Source organism: Humibacter ginsengiterrae, assembly GCF_054780115.1.
The window spans coordinates 210775-230900 of record NZ_BAAGWY010000005.1; the positions used below are offsets into that span (position 1 = coordinate 210775).

The following is a 20126-nucleotide window of genomic DNA, read 5'->3' on the forward strand; positions in this document are numbered from 1 at the left end:
CCACCGATCATGGAGATATGACAACGTCGTCCGATTCCCTCAGCCCGCACCTGGAGACCAGGGCCGTTCACGCCGGCATGGACGGTCTCACCGAGACCGGCTCTCACGTTCCGCCGATCGACCTCTCGACCACCAATCCCCTGCCGAGCGTCGAGGCCGGCGGTGACTCGTACGAGAACCTCGCCACGGGAGGCGAGCTGCTCCCCGGCGACTCTGCCGTGTATCAGCGGCTGTGGCAGCCTGGCGTCGCCCGGTTCGAGCGTGCGCTGGCCGACCTGGAGGGAACGGAGGAGTCCGTCGCGTTCGCGTCAGGCATGGCCGCGCTGACCGCCTGCCTGATGGCGGCAGTGGCCGCCGGCACACCGCACATCGTCGGCGTCCGCCCGCTCTACGGCGGAACAGATCACGTGCTGGCGACCGGACTCGTGGGCACGAGCGTGACCTGGGCGAGCCCGGACGGCATCGCCGCCGCCGTGCGGCCCGACACCGGTCTCGTCGTGCTGGAGACTCCGGCGAACCCCACCCTGGAGCTGGTCGACATCGCGGATGCCGTGCGGCAGGCCGGGTCGGTGCCGGTACTCGTCGACAACACGTTCGCCTCCCCGGTTCTGCAGCGTCCCGTCGAACACGGCGCACGGCTCGTTCTGCACAGCGCCACGAAGTACCTCGGCGGCCACGGCGATGTGATGGGCGGCGTGGTGGCGACGGATGACGAGTGGGCGCGCCGCCTGCGCGGCCTGCGTGCGCTGACCGGCGGCCTGCTCCATCCGTTCGCCGCCTACCTGCTGCACCGGGGACTGCGCACGCTGCCGCTTCGCGTACGCGCCCAGCAGGAGACCGCGAGCGTGCTCGCTCGGCGCTTGCAGGAGCACCCGGCCGTGCACCGGGTGCTGTATCCAGGGCTCCCGGGGCAGGACCCGCTCGGACTCATCGGCCGCCAGCTCGAGGGACCCGGCTCGCTGATCTCGCTCGACCTGGGCGACTACGACAGTGCGGTGCGGTTCACCGAAGCGTGCCGGCTGGTGACCCATGCGGTGTCGCTCGGCGGGGTGGACTCGCTGGTGCAGCATCCCGCATCGCTCACCCACCGACCGGTGGCGGCCGAGGCCAAACCACACGCCGGCGTCGTGCGCATCTCGATCGGCCTCGAGCACGTCGACGACCTCGCAGAAGACCTCATGCGTGCCCTGGATGCCGTGGGCGCCGAGCGGTCGCAGGCCGGCCGGACAGGCGCGTCAGTGATGGCCCAGTCGCTTGCGTAACAGGTCGATGCGCGCCTGAAGCTGGGTGACACTCGCCTGTGCGACGGCCGGCCCGCCGCACAGGCGGCGGAGTTCGGCGTGCACGAGCCCGTGCGGTTCGCCGCTGTTCTTCGCATACAGCCCGACCAGGCTGTTCAGAAGGCTGCGCTGCTCCTTGAGGGTGCGGTACACCGGCGGTGGCGCCTTCGGCGCGTCGGCAGATGCCGGCCGGTTAGCGGCGCGCTTGGCCTGGCGCGCCTGCCTCGTGCGCAGCAATTCGTGCACCTGCTCGGGCTCGAGCAGGCCGGGGATGCCGATGAAGTCCCACTCCTCGTCGCTCCCCGGCTCCGCGTACCCGCCGAACTCGGTGCCGTCGTACAGCACCCGGTCGAACGCGGCATGGGAGTCCAGAGCTTCGAACGCGAACTCCTGCTGCAGGGAGTCGGATGCCTTGTCCTCGCGCTCGGCGGCCGCCACCATGGCGTCCTCCGGGTTCCAGAGGTCACCCTCGCCGTCCGCCGAGACCCGGTCGAGAGCGTGGTCGCGCTCCAGTTCGAGGGCGTGCGCAAGGGCGACGAGGATCGGCACGTCGGGCAGGAACACCGTGGCGGTCTCGCCACGTCGTCTGGCTCGCACGAATCGCCCGATCGCCTGCGCGAAGAACAGCGGCGTCGCGGCGCTCGTGGCGTACACGCCGACCGCCAACCGCGGCACGTCGACTCCTTCCGAGACCATGCGCACCGCGACCATCCACCGGGAGGTGCCCTGCGAGAACTCCTCGATGCGGTCGCTGGACTCCTTCTCGTCCGAAAGCACGACCGTGACCTTCTCGCCGCAGATGCTCTCGAGAATCGCCGCATACGCGCGAGCCGCGACCTGGTCGGTGGCGATGATGAGGCCACCGGCATCCGGAATCTGTTGGCGGATCTCGCTCAGGCGCCGGTCGGCGGCATGCAGCACCTGCGGTATCCACTCGCCCTTCGGGTCGAGCGCTGTGCGCCATGCCTGCGCCGTGATGTCCTTCGTGTTGCCTTCGCCGAGCCGGGCCTCCATCTGGTCGCCGGTCTTGGTGCGCCAGCGCATGTGGCCGGCGTAGACCATGAAGAGCACAGGCCGCACGACACCGTCGGAAAGAGCGCGTCCGTAGCCGTAGTTGTAATCGGTGCGGGAGGTGCGGATGCCTTCCCTGTTCTGCAGGTACGTCACGAACGGAATCGGCGAGGTGTCGCTGCGGAACGGTGTTCCGGTCAGTGAGAGCCTGCGCTCCGCGCGTTCGAAGGACTCGCGGATGGCGTCGCCCCAGCTGAGCGCATCGCCACCGTGGTGCACCTCGTCGAGGATGACGAGCGTGCGGTGATCCAGCGTGATGTCGCGGTGCAGTGCGGCATTGACCGCCACTTGCGCGTAAGTCACCGCGATTCCGCGGTAGTGCGATCCGTATCTGCCGTGCGCGTTCCTGAAGTTCGGATCGATCGGGATGCCCACGCGCGCTGCGGCCTCGGCCCACTGTCTTTTCAGATGCTCGGTCGGCGCCACGATGGTGACACGGTCGACGGTGCGTCGTTTCAGCAGCTCGACGGCCAGGCGCAGCGCGAACGTCGTCTTGCCGGCGCCCGGTGTCGCGGCCGCCAGGAAGTCGCGGGGCTCATAGCGGAAGTACGCCTCGAGCGCCTCGGCCTGCCAGGCGCGCAGCTTGCTGGCGGTACCCCACGGGGCACGGGCCGGGAACGAGGGCGAGAGGTGCTCGATGGCCCACGTGCCGACCTCGCGTCCGCCGCTTTCCTGCTCGGCGGCTCCCGGGTACGACGGATCCGGATCCTCGGTCGAGGCGGAGGCGGGGATCGGGGAACTCACTTCACTCCACGGTACCCAATGCGACTGACGTCCTCGCGTACTCCTGGCCAGAATGGATCCATGACGGAACCGCTGCATCCCTTCCATCGGTACGTCGCTCTGGGCGACTCGTTCACGGAGGGAATCGGCGACCCCGACCCCAACGCGCCCGGCGGCCACCGGGGGTGGGCGGATCGTGTCGCCGAGGTGCTCGCCCGAGGCACAGACGACTTCGCCTACGCGAACCTTGCCGTGCGCGGCAAGCTCATCCGTCAGATCGCTGCAAGCCAAGTGGACGCGGCGGTGGCGCTGGCGCCGGATCTCATCACGATCTCCGCGGGCGGAAACGATGTCATCCGGCCCGGCACGGACCCCGACGAGATCGGCGAGCTGTTCGACGAGATCATCACGAAGCTTTCCGCGACCGGTGCCACGATCGTCGTGTTCACCGGAGTCGACGTGGGCTTCTCACCGGTGTTCAAGACGATCAGAGGCAAGGTCGCGATCTACAACGAGAACGTCAGGGTGGTCGCCGAGCGGCACGGATGCCTCGTGGCAGACCAGTGGGCGCTGAAAGACGTGCAGGACCAGCGCCTGTGGTCCCCCGACCGGTTGCACATGAACCCGCTCGGGCACCACACCGTCGCGCGCATGGTGCTCGACACACTGGGCGTCAGTCACGACCTGCAGCCGATGGAACCGGAACCGCTTCCTCCGCGCAGCTGGCGGCAGGCTCGGGCGGAAGACCTCTCGTGGGCTAAGGAGTACTTCGTGCCGTGGATCATCCGCCGCGTGAAGGGCATCTCCAGCGGCGATCACGTGCTGCCGAAGCGACCCGAGCCCGCCCCGGTCACCCTGCCGGGCGACGAAGAGGCCGCGATGTAGCTACGGCAGCAGCAGCTGCGGGTGCGTGAGCCGCCACCCGAGACCGGGATCCTCGACGGCCTTCGACACGGTCAGGGTGCTGCTGAACCTCTGCCCGCCGCCGCTGAACGTGACGGTGCCGACATCATCCCCGGGGCTTGCCAGGGTGACGGGGGCGGATCGAACGGTGACCTTGATGGGCGTGTCGGAGAACACGAAGATGCCGTCGGACTTCTCGCTCTTCAGCGTCGCGGACTGCCCCCACACGCTGCGGTAGGTGCCGTAGTCCGTGCTGCTCGCGCCGACCGTCACCTCGTGGAAGCCTGCCTCGACGCTCTTCAGCAGAGCCGGGACATCCGTCCACAGGTTCGTGTAGTCGGGGGCGCCCGTCACGACGCCGACCAGTGTGACCGGATGCCCGTGCAGCGTCACCGACGCCGCGAACAGCAGGCAGTGGCCGGCCTGGTCCGTCCACCCGGTCTTGATCCCGATCACGCCGTCCTGCCCGAGCAGCTTGTTGCCGTTGTCGACCGTTCCCGCCCCGGGCAGATCCGCGGTCGTCGTGTCGACGATGGAGGCGAGCACGGGATTCGCGATGACCAGCTTGCCGATGCCGACGAGGTCGACCGGCGTGCTGACGGTGCCGGGGTCCAGACCGGACGGATCGGTCACGTGCGTACCCGTGAAGCCGTGCGAGTTCAGCCACGCGTTCGTGAACGTGAGGTAGGCATCCACCGAGCCGAAGCCCCAGTTCGCCAATGAGTAGGCGTAGTTGTTGGCACTGGGCAGCAGCATCGCGGTCAGTGCCTGTTTCTCGGTCAGCTGCTCCCCTGCCTGCACGGGCGCCCAGGAGCCGTCCTCGGCCCACACCTGGTGCAGGATGGCGACGTCGGCATCCGTGAACGTGATGACGGGTCCTTCGGTCCCCGCCGCGATCGGATGCTTGGCGAGCAGCACGAGCGCCGTGATCGTCTTCGTCATGCTCGCGATGGGGGTGCTGGCCATGCTGCCGTTCTTCACGAGCAGGTCATTCCGGCCGACCATGCCGACCGCTGCGCTTCCCCACGACGGGAAGGCCGGCTGCACCGCCGCAGGACGGATGGTCGTCGACGCGGATGCCGCCTCTGCGGCAGCGGGCAACGGCGCGATCGCCGTCAGCACCGTGTACGCGGCCGCAGCGACGACCACACCGAGGGTGGTGAACGTGAGGACCCGGCGACGACGGCCGCGTGGCCGACGTCGCGTGTCGGACCGTTCGCGAGTGGCCTCCGCCTGGCCATCGGATCTGTCGTGCACGGCTGTCATGCTACGGCGACGCCGCTATGCATCGGCGCCAAGCGGTTGTCTCTCGGGTACCCGGAGCGCGTACAGTGCCACCGCAGCGGCGGAAGCGACGTTCAGCGAGTCGACGCCGTGCGCCATCGGGATGGTGACGATCGTGTCAGCGACCGAGAGGGCGCGACGGCTGAGACCGTCGCCTTCCGCGCCCATCACCATGGCGACCTTGCGTGGTGGACTCGCCGCGAACTCGTCGAGGCTCACCGCGTCGTCGGCGAGCGCGAGCGCCGCGAGATGGAAGCCCGCCTCATGAAGCCGAGGTGCGGCATCCGACCACTCTCCGATCCGCGTCCACGGCACCTGCAGCACGGTGCCCATGCTGACCCGCACGCTGCGGCGGTACAGCGGGTCGGCACAACGCGGGGACACCAGAACCGCGTCGGCGCCGAGGCCGGCAACGGCACGGAAAGCTGCACCCACGTTGGTGTGGTCGACGATGTCTTCGAGCACCACGACTCTGCGGGCGCCGTCGAGCACCTCCTCCAGGGCAGGGAGTTCGGGGCGGTGCATTGCCGCCAGCGCGCCGCGATGCAGGTGGAAGCCGGTCAGCGTCTCCAGCGCTTCCTCGGTGCCCACGTACACCGGAACGTCGGGAAAGGACTGCAGCAGCGGCTCCAGGTCGGGAAGCCACCGTTCGTGCAGCAGAACGGACCGCGGGATGTGCCCGGCCGCCAGTGCCCGCGCGATCACCTTCGTCGACTCGGCCAGGTAAAGACCTCCGGCGGGTTCGAGCGCTCGCCGCAGCGCGACATCCGTGAGCCGCGTGTAGTCGGCCAGCTCGGGGGCGTCGACCGTGTCGATGGGAATGATGCGCATGACGTCCAGGGCGGGGAAACATATCCGAAAACTGCGCTGTTTACACTGGCGAAGAACGAGGGGGCTTCCAGTGAGCACAGCGGTGACGACGGATGCGACGATCGACTCCGCCATCGACATCCTCGCAGACCGCACTGTCGCCGTGCTGACAGGCGCCGGCATCTCCACCGACTCCGGAATACCGGACTACCGGGGCGAGGGTGCACCGCGGCGCACCCCGATGTCGTTCTCGCAATTCCTCGCCGATGCGCGTTCGCGCAAGCGCTACTGGGCCGGCAGCCACCTCGGCTATACGCGCTTCAGCGCCGCGGAGCCGAACGCTGGTCACTTCGCACTGGCCGACCTTGAAGCGGCGGGGGTGGTGTCCGGCGTGATCACTCAGAACGTGGACGGGCTGCATACGCGGGCCGGCTCCCGCAGAGTCGTGCCGCTGCACGGCACCATGGACCGCGTTCTCTGCCTTCGCTGTGGCCAGATGTTCGCCAGAGACGACATCGCTGCGCAGATCGACGCGCTCAACCCCTGGCTCACGCGGCCGGACGCGGTCACCATCGCCCCGGACGGAGACGCCGAGGTGAACGACGTCGACTCGTTCGTCGTTCCCGAGTGCAGCGTCTGCGGCGGAGAACTGAAGCCTGACGTCGTGTTCTTCGGCGAGTTCGTGCCGCCGTTGCGTTTCGAGGCGGCACGTGAGCTCGTGGACGGCGCGGATGCCCTGCTCGTCGCCGGTTCGTCGCTCGCGGTGAACTCGGGCATCCGGCTCGTCGAGCAGGCGCGTCGTCGTAGGCTGCCGATCGTGGTGGTGAATCGCGGTGAGACGAAGGGCGACGCGCGAGCGACGCTGAAACTGGATGCGGGCACGTCCGAGACCCTGGTCGCCCTGGCCGACGCGCTGATCCGATGAGCTCGGCGCACGCGAACGCACCGCACGGGAACGCATCGCATGGGAACGCCGAGACCCGACTCACGCTGGTGAGGCACGGCGAGACGGACTGGAACCGTCAGCGGCGCATCCAGGGGTCGACGGATGTCCCGCTCAACGCCGTTGGAATGGCGCAGGCCCGCGCAGCCGGCCTCTCGCTGATCGGCACGGACTACGTCGCGCTGTACTCGAGCCCGCAGGTGCGGGCTCTGGAGACCGCGCGCATCATCGCCGAGACTCTCGGCAGGGGCGAGCCCATCGTGCGTGCCGAACTCCGGGAGCGGTCCTTCGGACCGGCGGAGGGGCTTACCGATGGAGAGATCGCTGAGCGCTTTCCCGACGGTATCCCCGATCAGGAGTCCAGGGAATCGGTCGTCGACCGCGCACTGCCCGTGCTGGAGGAGATCGCCGACCGCCATCCGGGAGAGGCCGTTCTGGTGGTGACGCACGGCGCCGTGATCAGCTCGCTCGTGCGCCGGTTGAGCGGGGACGCGCATCCGCGACTCGGCGAGCCGATCGTGAACCTCTCGCTCAGCCACTTCACGCACTCCGGCGGGCGACTGCGCATCGGCGACATCAACGTGCCGTCGCACGACCCGGGCGGGCTCGTCGTCGAGTAGCGGCGCTCAGGCGTCGGAACGGGCTGCAGTCTCGGTCAGCACGCCCAAGAGCGTGGCGGCCGAGGCGGCCCAGGTGTAGCGGGAAGCCGCGGCGACACCGAGCCGGGATCGTTCCGCCCACTCCCCCGGCCGCTCGAGGCGGCGCACGGCTGCGGCGAAGCCGGCGGCGTCGTCCGCCGGCACGTACAGGGCGGCATCCGCTCCGATCTCGCGGAAGATCGGGATGTCGCTCACGATGGTCGGTGTTCCGACCCGCATCGCCTCCACCACGGGGATGCCGAAGCCCTCATCGTGGGACGCGGTGACGAGCGCCGTCGCCTGCAGCAGGGTGGCGAAGTACTCCTCATCGCTGACGCCGTTGTGGAACATCAGACGGGCGTCCGGTGCTGCGGCGACCAGGCGTTCGCGCTGCGCGTCCGTGATGCGGCTCATGAGGTGCAGCGCGTAGCCGGGCAGCAACGCCGTCGCCCGAACGAGCGTCTCCACGTTCTTGTACGGCATGAACGATCCCATGTACACGAGCGACTTCGTGGCCGGGGAGATACGGGCATCCTCGTTCAGATCAGAGGGCACGACCGGGGCGTTCGGCACGACGTGCACCGGTCTGCGCGTCAGGCGATGCCGGGCGATGAGTCCGGCCGTGGTGTGCGAGACCGCCACGACCGCGTCCGCTCGGTTCAGCAGCATCCGCTGGGGCCACCACGACAGGTGGTAGAGCCGCCACAGCCCGCGCACGAATGCGGGAAGGTCGCGCGGCGGGGTGCGGTGCCGGTAGTAGATGAGGTCGTGCACCGTCTTGATCAGACGGTACCGGCGCCCGAGCGATCCCATGGTCTGCATGGGCGTGAAGACGATGTCGGGCTTCAGCTTGTTGACCTGCAGAGCCACGAGCGGTTCGCGCACGCTCGTGGGCGACGATGCGAGCGACCACGGCAGCGCCGGCAGCATGTCGAGTTGCGCTGTGTCGCTGATCAGCATCGTGACCTCGTGCAGCCTGCCGAGCTCCTCGACGAGGGATGCCGTGTAGCGGCTGATCCCGTCGTGCCGCCCGATGCGCGTGTAGCGGCAGTCGAAGACGACCTTCATGCCAGGAACTCGCGGATGCTCTCGGCCGCCTCGTCGGCCGCCTCGTAGTGCACGAGGTGGCCGACGCCGTGCACGACATGCATGCGGGCATCCGGAAAGAGGGTCTGCAGCCGGTGCTGCGCCTGCAGCGGGGTGATGTCGTCGCGGTCGGCTGCGATGAGAAGCACGGGCTCGTCGATCGACTTCGCGTACTCCGACACGTCATGGCTCACGGATGCCCGGAACGCCTCGAGCACGACCTCCCGGTTGGCGAACGCGCTGAAGTATCGTGCGTGCTGGTCGTGGATCCAGCGTCGGAGCGGCCTGTCCTTGGTCTTCGCCATCGCCTCGCTCATGACGCGAACGATCAGCCCGTTGCGCAGCAGACCGAATCCGAGGCGCTCGGGCAGGGCGGCGCCGAGCCAGTAGTAGAGGATCGCGAGACGGGTGCCGACGGCGCGGGGACCCTTCAGCGCGGGCGCGCCGATCGGGTTCACGAGCACGACGCGCTCGGGCCGCGCCGTCTCCTGCGGATGCTGTGCGAGCATCGCGGACACGACGATGGAACCGAACGAGTGGCCGAGCAGCACGAACCCGCCGGCGGGATCGACCGCACGGAGGAATCCGCGCAACCAATCCGCGTAGCCGTCGATGTTGTGCTCGTGTCTCAGCGGTTCCGATTCTCCGAAGCCCGGCAGATCCGGCACGATGACCCGGAACTCCTTCAGGCGTGCGGCGATCGGCTCGAGACCATGGTGATCGCCTCGGAAGCCGTGCACGAGCACGACAGTGGTGCCGGCATCCCGATCGCCGTACTCCCAGAACCAGGTGCGCGATCCATTGACCTGCACGGAGAGCCTGCGTGGGCGCGGGTGCTCGCCAGGATCTGCGGCGGCCGCCGCCGGCACAGAACGGTTCGACATCAGGCACCAGTGTAGGCGGGCGAGGATGCCGCTCCTGAGTGTGCGCAGCACGTCGCAACACGGGCCCGGCATAGACTTTCGTGCAAAGCGTCAGTCGCGGACGATGCGCCACTCGAACCGTCAGAATCGCCTTCGCAGGAGGACCCGTACGTGACCTTCACCGCACCGATCCAGCTGCCTGGACTGACGCTCGACCCGCAATGGTATCGACGCGCCGTGTTCTACGAGGTGATGGTGCGCTCGTTCGTCGACAGCAACGGTGACGGCACCGGAGACATCCAGGGCCTCATCTCCAAGCTGGACTACCTGCAGTGGCTGGGCGTGGACGCTCTGTGGCTGCCTCCGTTCTTCGTCTCGCCGCTGCGCGACGGCGGATACGACGTGTCCGACTTCCGCTCGATCATGCCCGAGTTCGGCACGCTCGACGAGTTCCAGGAACTCGTCACCAAGGCACACGAACGCAATATGCGCATCGTCATCGATCTGCCGCTCAACCACACGAGCGACCAGCACGAGTGGTTCCAGGCTTCGCGCAGCGACCCGGAGGGGCCGTACGGAGACTTCTACGTCTGGAGCGACACCGACGAGAAGTGGCCGGACATCCGCATCATCTTCGTCGACACCGAGGAGTCGAACTGGGCGTTCGACTCCGAACGCCGGCAGTTCTTCTTCCACAGGTTCTTCTCGCACCAGCCCGATCTGAACTACAACAATCCGGCCGTGCACGATGCCATCTTCGACATCGTGCGGTTCTGGCTCGACATGGGCGTCGACGGGCTGCGGCTGGACGCGGTTCCGTACCTCTACGAGTCGGACGAGGGCAACGGCGAGGGCGAACCTCCCACGCACGACTTCATCAAGACACTGCGCGCCATGGTCGACCGCGACTACCCCGGGCGCGTCATGATCGCCGAGGCGAACCAATGGCCGCGCGAGGTCGCCGCGTTCTTCGGCAGCGAGGAGGAGCCGGAGTGCCACATGGCCTTCGACTTCCCGGTCATGCCGCGCATTTTCTACTCGCTGCGCTCACAGCACGCCGACGAACTCGTGCGGGTGCTGTCGGAGACCACCGACATCCCGGAGGGCGCCGGCTGGGGCGTCTTTCTGCGCAACCACGACGAGCTCACACTCGAGATGGTCAGCGAGGAGTACCGGCAGGCGATGTACGGCTGGTACGCCTACGACCCGCGTATGCGCGCCAACATCGGCATCCGGCGCCGCCTCGCTCCCCTGCTCGACAACTCCCGTGCCGAGCTCGAGCTGGCTCACGCGCTGCTGTTCTCGCTTCCCGGCACCCCGTTCCTGTACTACGGCGACGAGATCGGGATGGGCGACAACATCTGGCTGCCCGATCGCGATTCCTCGCGCACGCCCATGCAATGGACCCCGGACCGCAATGCCGGCTTCTCCACGGCGGACCCCGGCAAGCTCTACCTGCCGGTGGTGCAGTCGCTCGTGTACCACTTCAACCAGGTGAACGTGGAGGCTCAGCTGGCTCAGTCGCGCTCCCTTCTGCACTGGGTGCGCAATGTGATCTACGTACGCAAGGGGCATCCGGTGTTCGGGCTCGGCTCCATCACGGTGCTGCCGTCCGATCACTCCTCGGTTCTGGCGTTCGTGCGATCGTATGGCGGAAGCGGAACCGTGTTCGGCGACCAGCCCGAGAACGTGCTGTGCGTCTTCTCGTTCTCGCACAACCCGGTATCTGTGACTCTGGATGCCCCGGACTACGCCGGCAGCGCGCTCTACGACCTCTTCGGCGGCGGCCAGTTCCCCACGATCGCCGACGACGGCAGGTTCACCCTGACGCTCGGCACCCAGAGCTTCTACTGGCTGCACATCGAGTCGCCGCGATAGACCTCCCCTCCCCCTTCAAGTGGGTCAGACGGCCATAGCCGGCGCTCGGCCGCTGGCAGCATGACGTTCCATCCGGAACAGGCCGATCTGTCCTGTTCGCGGCGGGAGAGCGCGATCTGTCAGGTCGGCGGTGCGTGGCCCTGCGTGGCGACCGTGAAGTGACAGTGGTGATCCATAACGTTGCAGCCATGAAGCAATGGCACGACGAATTGGGCGTATTCGATCTGGAGACCACCGGCGTCGACGTCGACGCCTCGCGCATCGTCTCGGCGCACGTGGGTGTGCTGGATGCCGCAGGCGACGTCGTCGAGAGACTCGACTGGCTGGTGAACCCCGGCGTCCCCATTCCGGAAGCCGCCACGGCGGTGCACGGCATCACCAGCGAGCGAGCGCGTGCCGAGGGACGTGAGGCCGCCGGTGCCGTGCTCGAGATCGTGGCGGCGCTGCGCACCTTGCTGAGCCGGGGCATCCCGATCGTCGCATACAACGCGCCCTACGACTTCTCTCTGCTGCGTCGTGAGGCGCTGCGGCACGGCGTCGAGCCGCTAGTGGACCCCTCTCCCATCATCGATCCGTTCGTGATCGACAAGGCCGTCGACAAGTACCGGCGCGGCAAGCGCACGCTCACCCTGACCGCCGGTCACTACGGCGTGGCCCTGCTGGATGCGCACGACGCGGGAGCGGATGCGGTCGCAGCCGGCCGCGTCGCGCAGGCGATCGCCCGAACGTATCCGGCCGAGCTCGGAATCGACGTCGCCGAGCTGCACAGACGCCAGGTGCGGTGGTGCCAGGAGCAGGCGGAGGACTTCCAGGCCTACATCCGCCGGGTGAAGGACCCGCTCTTCACGACGACGGGCGCCTGGCCCTGCCGCTGACCGTCGCGGAGACGCAAGAAGAGGGCGGCCGATCGATCGGCCGCCCTCTTCGCGTCGGTTCTACTTGCCGAAATTCTTGAAGCGCTGGTTGAACTTCTCGACGCGGCCTGCGCTGTCGAGGATGCGCTGCTTGCCCGTGTAGAACGGGTGCGACGCGCTGGAGATCTCGACGTCGATCACGGGGTAGGTGTTGCCGTCCTCCCACTCGATCGTCTTCTCGCTCGTGACCGTCGAACGGGTCAGGAACGTGGCACCGGAAGCGAGGTCACGGAAGACCACCGGCGCGTAATCGGGGTGAATGTCAGACTTCATGGGACTTCCTCGAATGCTTGCGGATCGGAACTCGACGCGCACCGCGAATGGGACGCGAAAGCTGGATGGGCCGGGATGAGCATCCACGGCCGACGAGCAAGTTTAGCAGAGACGCGACGCTTCCCCGGACTGGGTCCGGACGCACACCGGGACGTGCTCAGTCGTTCGCCCTGGATTCGTCGGCGCTCTCGGTGCCTGCACGAGCCGTGTAGCGACCGCGGTCCGATGAGACCTCGATCGGCAGGCCGAATGTTTCGCTGAGCTTCTCCGCTGTCAGCGTCTCCTCCAGCGGCCCGGCCGCCACGACCTTGCCGGCGTTGAGCAGCAGCACGTGGGTGAATCCGGTCGGGATCTCCTCCGCGTGATGCGTCACCATGATCATCGCGGGCGACCGCGAGTCGCTGGCGTATCCGCCCAGCAGGGTCACGAGCTCCTCGCGGGAGCCGAGGTCGAGACTGGCCGCCGGCTCGTCGAGGATCAGCAGCTCGGGATCGGTCATCACCGAACGGGCGATCTGCACGCGCTTCTGCTCGCCGTCGCTCAGTGTGCCGAACGCCCTGTCGGTCAGCGAATCGAGCTTCCACTCGGCTAGCACCCGCCTGGCACGGCGCGTGTCGATGTCCTCGTACTCCTCGTTCCAGCGCCCGGTGACGGAGTAGGCGGCGGTCAGCACGACGTCGAGCACCGTCTCTCGCTTCGGGATGCGCTTCGCCAGGGCGCTCGACGCGTAGCCGATGCGAGGCTTCAGCTCCGCCAGGTCGGCTTTTCCGAGCTCCTCGTCGAGCACGGTCACGGTGCCGGACGTGGGATGCGACGCCGCGGCCGCCAGCTGCACGAGTGTCGTCTTGCCTGCGCCGTTAGGGCCCAGGATGACCCATCTCTGATCGGCGGTGACCGTCCAGTCCACCTGGTCCAGGATCGCGTTCCCGTCGCGCACCACAGACACGGAATTAAACGAGAGGACGGTGTTCGACATGGCCTCTAGCCTAGAGGCGATTGAGGGTCCGACGGGCGAGCTTGCTCGCACGGCGGGCCCGATTGAGTCTCTGAGTGGCCACGCCGCGATAGAGGCGATTGAGGGTCCGACGGGCGAGCTTGCTCGCACGGCGGGCCCGATTGAGTCTCTGAGTGGCCACGCCGCGATAGAGGCGATTGAGGGTCCGACGGGCGAGCTTGCTCGCACGGCGGGCCCGATTGAGTCTCTGAGTGGCCACGCCGCGACAGAGCGTGCCCGCGCCGGGCTCGTGTCACTGCGCGGTCAGACGGCGGTACAGGTCGAGCGTCTGCTCGGCGATCGCGGGCCAGCCGAACTGCGTCTGCGCACGCAGCCGGCCCGCGAGCCCCTGGTCACGGGCGCGGTCTCGGTCCGACACGGTCTCGGTGAGAGCTTCCGCGAGATCGGCGACGAAGCGGTCAGGGTCCAACGGCGTGCCTGTGCCGTCGGTGGCCTGGGCGATCGGCACCAGTCGTCCGGTGACGCCGTTCTCCACCACTTCGGGGATGCCACCGGTCGCTGTCGCCACGACCGGGAGTCCGCACGCCATGGCCTCGAGGTTCACGATGCCGAGCGGTTCGTAGATCGAGGGGCAGACGAAGACCGTGGCGGCACTGAGCAGGGCGGCGAGCTCGTTCTGCGGGAGCATCCGGTCGATCCAGACCACGCCGTCGCGCGAACCCTGCAGCTCGCGAACCAGCCCTTCGACCTCGGCCATGATCTCGGCCGTGTCCGGTGCCCCCGCACACAACACGAGCTGCACCTCGGGCGGAAGCGCGGCCGCGGCCCGCAGGAAGTATGGAAGGCCCTTCTGGCGGGTTATGCGGCCGACGAAGATCACGGTCGGCTGGTCGGGATCAACCCCGAGCGAACGCACGAGGTCCGGCTCGTCGACGATGCGCCACCGCTCAAGGTCGATGCCGTTGTAGATGACGTGAGTGTGCGCAGGGTCGACGTCGGGATACACGCGCAGGATGTCACGCCGCATGCCCTCGCTCACCGCGATCACGGCATCCGCCGTCTCGTACGCCTCGCGCTCGACCCAGCTGGAGATGCGGTACCCGCCGCCCAGCTGCTCGGCCTTCCACGGACGCAGCGGCTCGAGGCTGTGCGCGGTGACGACGTGCGGGATGCCGTGCAGCATGCTTGCCAGCCGGCCGCCGTGGTTCGCGTACCAGGTGTGCGAGTGCACGAGGTTGGCGCCGGCGGCATCCTGCGCGAACTGCAGGTCCACGCCCAGGGTGCCGAGCGCCGCGTTGGCTCCGGCAAGCTCCGCGGGGACACGGTAGCCGGTCGTGTCCGCCTCGTCGCGCGGGCCGCCGAAGCAGCGCACCTGCACCTCGATCGATCTGCGCAGCGCGCGCACCAGTTCGGTCACGTGCACCCCGGCCCCGCCGTAGATGTCAGGCGGATATTCCCTGGTCAAGAGGTCCACGCGCATGTCGTCGACGGTAGCGCGAGTCGTGCTGCGCCGCATCAACTCGACCGGCAACGCGCCCGGAAACCAACCCCTTACGGTCGTTCACCGACGTCGGTCTAGTGTTGTGTCATGACGGGCAAGAAGATCTTCGGCATTGTGCTGGCGGGGGGCGAAGGCAAGCGCCTGATGCCGCTGACCGCAGACCGGGCCAAGCCGGCCGTTCCGTTCGGCGGTCAGTATCGATTGATCGATTTCGCGCTGTCGAACCTCATCAATTCCGGGCTGAGACAGATCGTCGTGCTCACGCAGTACAAGTCGCACAGCCTGGACCGCCACGTGTCGCAGACGTGGCGCATGTCGGGGCTGCTCGGGTCTTACATCGCCTCGGTGCCCGCCCAGCAGCGGCTGGGGAAGCGGTGGTTCTCCGGCTCGGCCGACGCGATCCTGCAGAGCCTCAATCTCATTCGAGACGAGAAGCCCGACATCGTATTCGTGGTCGGGGCCGACCACGTCTATCGCATGGACTTCGCGCAGATGCTCGACGCGCACATCGAGTCAGGTGCGGCCGCCACGGTTGCGGCGATCCGGCAGCCCATCTCGCTGGCGAACCAGTTCGGAGTGATCGAGGTCGACTCGGCACAGCCCGACCGCATCGCCGCGTTCCGGGAGAAGCCGAGCGACCCGGTCGGTCTGCCCGACGCTCCCGATGAGGTGCTGGCATCCATGGGCAACTACGTCTTCGACGCACAGGCGCTGATAGACGGGGTGCAGCGCGACGGCGAGCGGCCGGACTCCAACCACGACATGGGCGGCGACATCATCCCCGACTTCGTCTCGCGCGGCGAGGCCGGGGTGTACGACTTCAAGCGCAACGACGTTCCGGGGTCGACGGAACGCGACCGCTACTACTGGCGCGACGTGGGAACGATCGACTCGTTCTTCGAGGCGCACCAGGACCTCGTCTCCGCCTTGCCCATCTTCAACTTGTACAACGACGACTGGCCCATTTTCAGCCAGCAACTCAACTCGCCTCCGGCGAAGCTCGTGCGCGACGTGCACGGTGCGATCGGAACGACGATCGACTCGATCGTCTCGCTCGGTTCGGTGATCAGCGGCGCACATCTGGAGCGAAGCGTGCTGGGTCCATGGGCGAAGGTGGAGTCGGGTGCTCACGTCGTGGACTCGGTCATCTTCGACCGTGCAGTGATCGAGCCGAATGCGTTCGTCGGCCGGGCTATTCTCGACAAGGACGTCATCGTCAGCGAGGGGGCGAAGATCGGCGTCGACCCGGAGCGCGACCGCGCCCGTGGTTTCACGATCACGCCATCCGGCCTCACGGTCGTCGGCAAGGGAGTGCACGTCGTTCCATGAGCGCAGCAGAGTCCGCGTCCGCCCGTTTTCTCGTGGTGCTCGATGTGGACTCCACCCTCATTCACGACGAGGTCATCGAACTGCTCGCCGAGCATGCCGGCGCCGGTGAGCTGGTCGCCGGCATCACCGAGCGCGCCATGCGGGGTGAGCTCGACTTCGAACAGAGCCTCCGGGAGCGTGTCGCGACATTGCGGGGGCTCAGTGAGGACGTCTTCACGGATGTCGCGCGTCGCATCCGGATCACCGACGGTGTACCCGAGCTCGTGGATGCCGTGCACTCGGCGGGCGGCCTGGTCGGCGTCGTCTCCGGTGGTTTCCACGAGCTCGTCGACGGCCTGGCCGAGCGCCTCGGCATCGACAGATGGCGGGCGAATCGGCTCGAGGTGGTCGACGGCGTTCTCACCGGCGCCGTGGACGGACCCGTCGTGGACGCAGCGGCGAAGGAGGCGGCGCTCACCGAGTGGGCGCAGGATGCACGCGTGCCGGCAACCAGGACGGTCGCGATCGGGGACGGCGCGAACGACTTGCGCATGATGGGGGCCGCCGCCCTTTCGGTGGCCTTCTGCGCGAAGCCCGCCGTGCGGTCCGCGGCGAATTTGGCCGTCGATAGCCGCGACCTTTCCCAGGTGCTCCCGCTACTGGGCCTTCGTGGGTAGGAATCTTCGCGAGGGTTGGGGTCGGGGCTGGTCTTCGACGGCAGGGGTCAGCGCGGATCTTGGCCGAGCGTAGGAGTCCGCGGTCTAGGAATTCGTCGGCCGATCGCCCTGGTCTTCGGCTGACGACTCATCCGCCTCGTCGGCGGCGCCGTCGTGGTTCGGTGAGTCGGACGTGCCAAGCACCAGCACGCGCCCGTGCTGCGACGGATGCTCCTCGACGGGCTTCCGCTCATCGTCTTCCTCGGTCGTGTCGAACGGGATCGGTGTTCCCGTGAGGGCCGGCTTCGGTGCGGCGCCCGGCTCGACGGCGATACCCGATCGGCCCATCCATCTGCTCAGCGGCACGTAGCCGTCGAGTGACTCGTCTTCGACTTCCTCGTCGGTGAAGGCCTTGCGGGCCCGCTTTCGCACCCGTTCCGCTTCGCGCCGCTGCTCCTCGGGGTCGTCGGCGTTGAGCCTGCGGTACTCCCGCACCGCGCCTCGCCACAGTACGAAGAATCCGATCAGCACGAAGAGGAGCCACTGGATCATGTACGAGTAGTGATACCCGACGCCCTCGGCAGGCGGAGTGGCCTGAATGCGCGCGAGCCCTTCCGCCGAGGACCGCGGCGAGACGATCACGCCCCAGGCGGCGGAATACACCCGGCCGCCGACCACGGGGGCGAGCTCCGACAGGTCGACTGACTCGATCTGGTGAGCGTTCACTCCCCCTTCACCGCGTTTCGCCTGGCTCGCCTGCAGGCGAGCGACGAGGTCCACGGCTCCCGTCGGAGGCTGCGGCCTGGACGCTGGCTCCGCGCCGTTCCCGGATGCCGCGACCCACCCGCGGTCGACGAGGAACGTCGCGCCCGACTCGAGCCGGAACGCGGTGATCACGTCGAACCCGGTCTCCCCGCTGCGCACGCTGTTGCGCAGGTAGTACTGGTGGTCGGCATCCCAGTGGCCGCGCATGCTCACCGCGCGCCACACCTGCTCGGGCGAATACGACGACAGCGTGGGGAGGGCGCTCGTGAGCGGGACCGTCTGCGCTGCGAAGTTGCCCGAGTAGAGGTGGTTGTCGGCGGACGCCTGCCGGCCGCGGTCGCACTGCCACAGCGCAAGTCCGCCGCAGATCAGCGCGAAGACCACGGCAGCGGCGAAGTAGGCGATCCACCGCCCGGTGCGCAGGAACTGCCACCCGGTGAGGCCCTCGGTCACCGTGTCGTAGACGGCGGCGGGCTTGGCGACCGCGCCGGGCGCGACGGTGCGGCGGGTCAGCTCGCTCGCCGTGCGTGCGACGGCGTCACCGGGATGCCTGTCGGTAGACGTGCTGGATCCTCTCGTTCCCGCATCGACGCTAGTCGGTGTTGCTGTGGGATGCCCTTGGGCTGTGGGATGCCCTGGGCAACCGGATGCTCTGCGCAGTGCGCGGGCCCTGTGCCGCGGGCGCAGGGATGCCTGCCGCTAGTGGCCCATCCCCATGCCGCCGTCGATGGGGATGACGGCGCCGGTGATGAAGCCCGCGTCATCGGATGCCAACCATGCCACGGCCTTCGCGACCTCGGACGGGTGCCCGAAGCGTCCGACCGGGATGGCCCTCTTGTAGGCATCCTGCTGCTCCTCCGGCAGCGCGGCGGTCATGTCGGTCTCGATGAATCCCGGTGCGACGACGTTCGTCGTGATGCCCCGTCCGCCGAGCTCGCGGGTGAGTGAACGGGCGATGCCGACGAGACCGGCCTTCGAGGCGGCGTAGTTCACCTGACCGGGCGAGCCGTACAGGCCGACGACACTGGAGATGAGCACGATGCGGCCGAAGCGCGCCTTCAGCATCCCCTTCGACGCGCGCTTGACGACGCGGAACGCACCACCGAGATTCGTGTCGACGACGGTGTCGAAGTCCTCGTCGGTCATGCGCATCAGCAGCGTGTCGCGGGTGATGCCCGCGTTCGCCACGACCACCTCGACGGGACCCAGTTCGGCCTCGACGGCGGTGAACGCGGCGTCGACCTGCTCGCTGTCGGTGACATCCGCCCGCACCGTGAGCGATCCGGCGGGGCCCTCGCCGCTGCGCGCTGTCACCGCGACGCGGTGTCCCAGCGCGATGAATTCCTCCGCGATGGCGCGGCCGATGCCACGATTCCCTCCGGTGACCAGCACGGTGCGGGGTGTCGTCATGGGGCATTCCTCGTGGTGTCGGGGGTGGATGAGAACGCCGGACCAGTCTATGAGGACGGCGGCAGGCATCCGTTCTTCATGCGCTGGTATCCAGCCGTTCGGGGTGGGGCAAGGCACGTAGGCTGGAGGGGCGGAGCGCGCCGGCGGTCCGGTCCCCCAGGAGCCATGCGATGAAACATCAGTCGATCACGTCGTTGCCGCCGGCACCGGCGGCCGATCGGGGTCACCGCATGCTCGAGTACACGGTGATGATGTCGATCCGCGTGCTCTGTCTGGTCTCCTTGCTCTGGGTGCGTGGCTGGTGGATCCTCATCCCGGCCGCCGGTGCCGTCTTCCTGCCGTACTTCGCGGTCGTGGTGGCCAATGTCGCGCGAACCCGGCCATCGGAACCGGAACGCCCCGGCAGCATCGTGCGCATGGACGGCGTTCCAGGCGCCGCCACCTGGGAGGCGAGCGCCGACCCGGCCGGGACCGCCGCTGACGATGCGGGACAGGCGCCCGCTGACGTCCCGCGACAGAGTGAGCATCCGCAGTCCCCATCGTCGCAGCCAGGTGCCTCGCGGCCGACCGCGAGCGAGTCTGCTGAGCCGGGCGCGTCGGACTCCGATGAGCCGCCCGGCCGGCGTGAGTCGGCATGAGCCTGCTCGACGCGCTCGGCGGCGGCCCGGAGGTTCCCACCTGCTCGCGTGCCGGTTGCCGCGAGCAAGCAGCGTGGCGGATCGACTGGCGCAATCCACGCATCCACACCGAAGATCGCCGCAAGACCTGGCTGGCGTGCGACGAGCACGTCGAGTTCCTGCGCGGATTCCTCGCCTCCCGCGACTTCCCGCTGGCGGTGGAGCCGCTGGACGCCGGAACGCCCTAG

Annotated in this window: 20 protein-coding genes; 10 read left to right on the forward strand and 10 right to left on the reverse strand. The window is 68.2% G+C overall.

Annotated features, from left to right (window positions below):
- Nucleotides 1-17 precede the first annotated feature (17 nt).
- Complete coding sequence (locus tag ACYVII_RS08725; RefSeq protein ID WP_460533963.1) at nucleotides 18-1262, forward strand: trans-sulfuration enzyme family protein; 1245 nt, start codon at nucleotides 18-20, stop codon at nucleotides 1260-1262.
- On the opposite strand, the gene ACYVII_RS08730 is transcribed toward ACYVII_RS08725, so the two are convergent.
- Entirely contained in the window at nucleotides 1236-2990 is a 1755-nt protein-coding gene (locus ACYVII_RS08730) for a DEAD/DEAH box helicase (protein ID WP_460534058.1), read from the reverse strand. The genes ACYVII_RS08725 and ACYVII_RS08730 overlap by 27 nt on opposite strands.
- 165 nt (nucleotides 2991-3155) lie before the next feature.
- On the opposite strand from ACYVII_RS08730, the gene ACYVII_RS08735 reads away from it, so the two are divergent.
- Nucleotides 3156-3959, forward strand: coding sequence for an SGNH/GDSL hydrolase family protein (locus ACYVII_RS08735; RefSeq protein WP_460533965.1), 804 nt, complete (start codon nucleotides 3156-3158; stop codon nucleotides 3957-3959).
- Here the strand turns inward: ACYVII_RS08735 and ACYVII_RS08740 are convergent, their stop codons facing one another.
- Both ACYVII_RS08740 and ACYVII_RS08745 read right to left on the reverse strand, forming a co-directional pair.
- Nucleotides 3960-5234: a D-alanyl-D-alanine carboxypeptidase family protein gene (locus ACYVII_RS08740; RefSeq protein WP_460533967.1), complete on the reverse strand. Its 1275-nt coding sequence runs from the start codon at nucleotides 5232-5234 to the stop codon at nucleotides 3960-3962. It lies immediately after the preceding gene.
- A gap of 24 nt (nucleotides 5235-5258) precedes the next feature.
- Entirely contained in the window at nucleotides 5259-6092 is an 834-nt protein-coding gene (locus ACYVII_RS08745; RefSeq protein ID WP_460533969.1) for a TrmH family RNA methyltransferase, read from the reverse strand.
- A 70-nt stretch (nucleotides 6093-6162) separates the two neighbouring features.
- Between ACYVII_RS08745 and ACYVII_RS08750 the strand changes: the two genes are divergently transcribed.
- Together ACYVII_RS08750 and ACYVII_RS08755 are read left to right on the forward strand one after the other, a co-directional pair.
- Nucleotides 6163-6996: an SIR2 family protein gene (locus ACYVII_RS08750; RefSeq protein ID WP_460533971.1), complete on the forward strand. Its 834-nt coding sequence runs from the start codon at nucleotides 6163-6165 to the stop codon at nucleotides 6994-6996.
- Between the two features lie 68 nt (nucleotides 6997-7064).
- Nucleotides 7065-7634: a histidine phosphatase family protein gene (locus tag ACYVII_RS08755; RefSeq protein WP_460533973.1), complete on the forward strand. Its 570-nt coding sequence runs from the start codon at nucleotides 7065-7067 to the stop codon at nucleotides 7632-7634.
- 6 nt (nucleotides 7635-7640) lie between these two features.
- Here the strand turns inward: ACYVII_RS08755 and ACYVII_RS08760 are convergent, their stop codons facing one another.
- A complete protein-coding gene (locus tag ACYVII_RS08760; RefSeq protein WP_460533975.1) occupies nucleotides 7641-8720 on the reverse strand; it encodes a glycosyltransferase family 4 protein in 1080 nt (359 codons plus the stop codon).
- Complete coding sequence (locus tag ACYVII_RS08765; RefSeq protein WP_460533977.1) at nucleotides 8717-9622, reverse strand: alpha/beta fold hydrolase; 906 nt, start codon at nucleotides 9620-9622, stop codon at nucleotides 8717-8719. The genes ACYVII_RS08760 and ACYVII_RS08765 overlap by 4 nt, the downstream gene beginning before the upstream one ends.
- A gap of 150 nt (nucleotides 9623-9772) precedes the next feature.
- Here ACYVII_RS08765 and treS point away from each other — a divergent pair, with 150 nt between their 5' ends.
- Nucleotides 9773-11479 carry a maltose alpha-D-glucosyltransferase gene (gene treS, locus ACYVII_RS08770; RefSeq protein WP_460533979.1) on the forward strand — a complete coding sequence of 569 codons (1707 nt, stop codon included), beginning with the start codon at nucleotides 9773-9775 and terminating at the stop codon, nucleotides 11477-11479.
- Between the two features lie 188 nt (nucleotides 11480-11667).
- On the forward strand, nucleotides 11668-12354 hold the full coding sequence (locus tag ACYVII_RS08775) for an exonuclease domain-containing protein (RefSeq protein ID WP_460533981.1): 687 nt from the start codon (nucleotides 11668-11670) through the stop codon (nucleotides 12352-12354).
- A gap of 60 nt (nucleotides 12355-12414) precedes the next feature.
- Here the strand turns inward: ACYVII_RS08775 and ACYVII_RS08780 are convergent, their stop codons facing one another.
- The 3 genes from ACYVII_RS08780 to glgA form a co-directional block, all read right to left on the reverse strand.
- A complete protein-coding gene (locus ACYVII_RS08780; protein WP_440296071.1) occupies nucleotides 12415-12666 on the reverse strand; it encodes a type B 50S ribosomal protein L31 in 252 nt (83 codons plus the stop codon).
- A gap of 157 nt (nucleotides 12667-12823) precedes the next feature.
- Nucleotides 12824-13642 carry an ABC transporter ATP-binding protein gene (locus ACYVII_RS08785; protein WP_460533983.1) on the reverse strand — a complete coding sequence of 273 codons (819 nt, stop codon included), beginning with the start codon at nucleotides 13640-13642 and terminating at the stop codon, nucleotides 12824-12826.
- Between the two features lie 271 nt (nucleotides 13643-13913).
- On the reverse strand, nucleotides 13914-15101 hold the full coding sequence (gene glgA, locus ACYVII_RS08790) for an alpha-maltose-1-phosphate synthase (RefSeq protein WP_460533985.1): 1188 nt from the start codon (nucleotides 15099-15101) through the stop codon (nucleotides 13914-13916).
- Between the two features lie 108 nt (nucleotides 15102-15209).
- Between glgA and ACYVII_RS08795 the strand changes: the two genes are divergently transcribed.
- Nucleotides 15210-16451, forward strand: coding sequence for a glucose-1-phosphate adenylyltransferase (locus ACYVII_RS08795; protein WP_460533987.1), 1242 nt, complete (start codon nucleotides 15210-15212; stop codon nucleotides 16449-16451).
- Nucleotides 16448-17107 (forward strand): HAD family hydrolase, encoded by a 660-nt coding sequence (gene serB / locus ACYVII_RS08800; RefSeq protein ID WP_460533989.1) that lies wholly within the window; start codon nucleotides 16448-16450, stop codon nucleotides 17105-17107. Before ACYVII_RS08795 ends, serB begins: the two co-directional genes overlap by 4 nt.
- Before the next feature lie 84 nt (nucleotides 17108-17191).
- Here serB and ACYVII_RS08805 read toward each other — a convergent pair whose 3' ends face one another.
- Together ACYVII_RS08805 and fabG are read right to left on the reverse strand one after the other, a co-directional pair.
- The gene (locus tag ACYVII_RS08805) at nucleotides 17192-18304 is read right to left on the reverse strand and encodes an SURF1 family protein (RefSeq protein ID WP_460533991.1); all 1113 of its coding nucleotides are present in this window, start codon (nucleotides 18302-18304) and stop codon (nucleotides 17192-17194) included.
- 246 nt (nucleotides 18305-18550) lie between these two features.
- Nucleotides 18551-19261: a beta-ketoacyl-ACP reductase gene (gene fabG, locus ACYVII_RS08810; protein WP_460533993.1), complete on the reverse strand. Its 711-nt coding sequence runs from the start codon at nucleotides 19259-19261 to the stop codon at nucleotides 18551-18553.
- Between the two features lie 170 nt (nucleotides 19262-19431).
- On the opposite strand from fabG, the gene ACYVII_RS08815 reads away from it, so the two are divergent.
- Entirely contained in the window at nucleotides 19432-19899 is a 468-nt protein-coding gene (locus ACYVII_RS08815) for a DUF3099 domain-containing protein (RefSeq protein ID WP_460533995.1), read from the forward strand.
- A complete protein-coding gene (locus ACYVII_RS08820) occupies nucleotides 19896-20126 on the forward strand; it encodes a hypothetical protein (protein WP_460533997.1) in 231 nt (76 codons plus the stop codon). Before ACYVII_RS08815 ends, ACYVII_RS08820 begins: the two co-directional genes overlap by 4 nt.

Coding starts and splice junctions, on each gene's coding strand:
- ACYVII_RS08745 (WP_460533969.1), bottom strand. CDS start 6,092: ATGCGCATCATTCCCATCGACACGGTCGACGCCCCCGAGCTGGCCGAC.
- ACYVII_RS08725 (WP_460533963.1), top strand. CDS start 18: ATGACAACGTCGTCCGATTCCCTCAGCCCGCACCTGGAGACCAGGGCC.
- ACYVII_RS08735 (WP_460533965.1), top strand. CDS start 3,156: ATGACGGAACCGCTGCATCCCTTCCATCGGTACGTCGCTCTGGGCGAC.
- fabG (WP_460533993.1), bottom strand. CDS start 19,261: ATGACGACACCCCGCACCGTGCTGGTCACCGGAGGGAATCGTGGCATC.
- ACYVII_RS08820 (WP_460533997.1), top strand. CDS start 19,896: ATGAGCCTGCTCGACGCGCTCGGCGGCGGCCCGGAGGTTCCCACCTGC.
- ACYVII_RS08815 (WP_460533995.1), top strand. CDS start 19,432: ATGAAACATCAGTCGATCACGTCGTTGCCGCCGGCACCGGCGGCCGAT.
- ACYVII_RS08780 (WP_440296071.1), bottom strand. CDS start 12,666: ATGAAGTCTGACATTCACCCCGATTACGCGCCGGTGGTCTTCCGTGAC.
- serB (WP_460533989.1), top strand. CDS start 16,448: ATGAGCGCAGCAGAGTCCGCGTCCGCCCGTTTTCTCGTGGTGCTCGAT.
- ACYVII_RS08760 (WP_460533975.1), bottom strand. CDS start 8,720: ATGAAGGTCGTCTTCGACTGCCGCTACACGCGCATCGGGCGGCACGAC.
- ACYVII_RS08785 (WP_460533983.1), bottom strand. CDS start 13,642: ATGTCGAACACCGTCCTCTCGTTTAATTCCGTGTCTGTGGTGCGCGAC.
- ACYVII_RS08765 (WP_460533977.1), bottom strand. CDS start 9,622: ATGTCGAACCGTTCTGTGCCGGCGGCGGCCGCCGCAGATCCTGGCGAG.
- glgA (WP_460533985.1), bottom strand. CDS start 15,101: ATGCGCGTGGACCTCTTGACCAGGGAATATCCGCCTGACATCTACGGC.
- ACYVII_RS08795 (WP_460533987.1), top strand. CDS start 15,210: ATGACGGGCAAGAAGATCTTCGGCATTGTGCTGGCGGGGGGCGAAGGC.
- ACYVII_RS08775 (WP_460533981.1), top strand. CDS start 11,668: ATGAAGCAATGGCACGACGAATTGGGCGTATTCGATCTGGAGACCACC.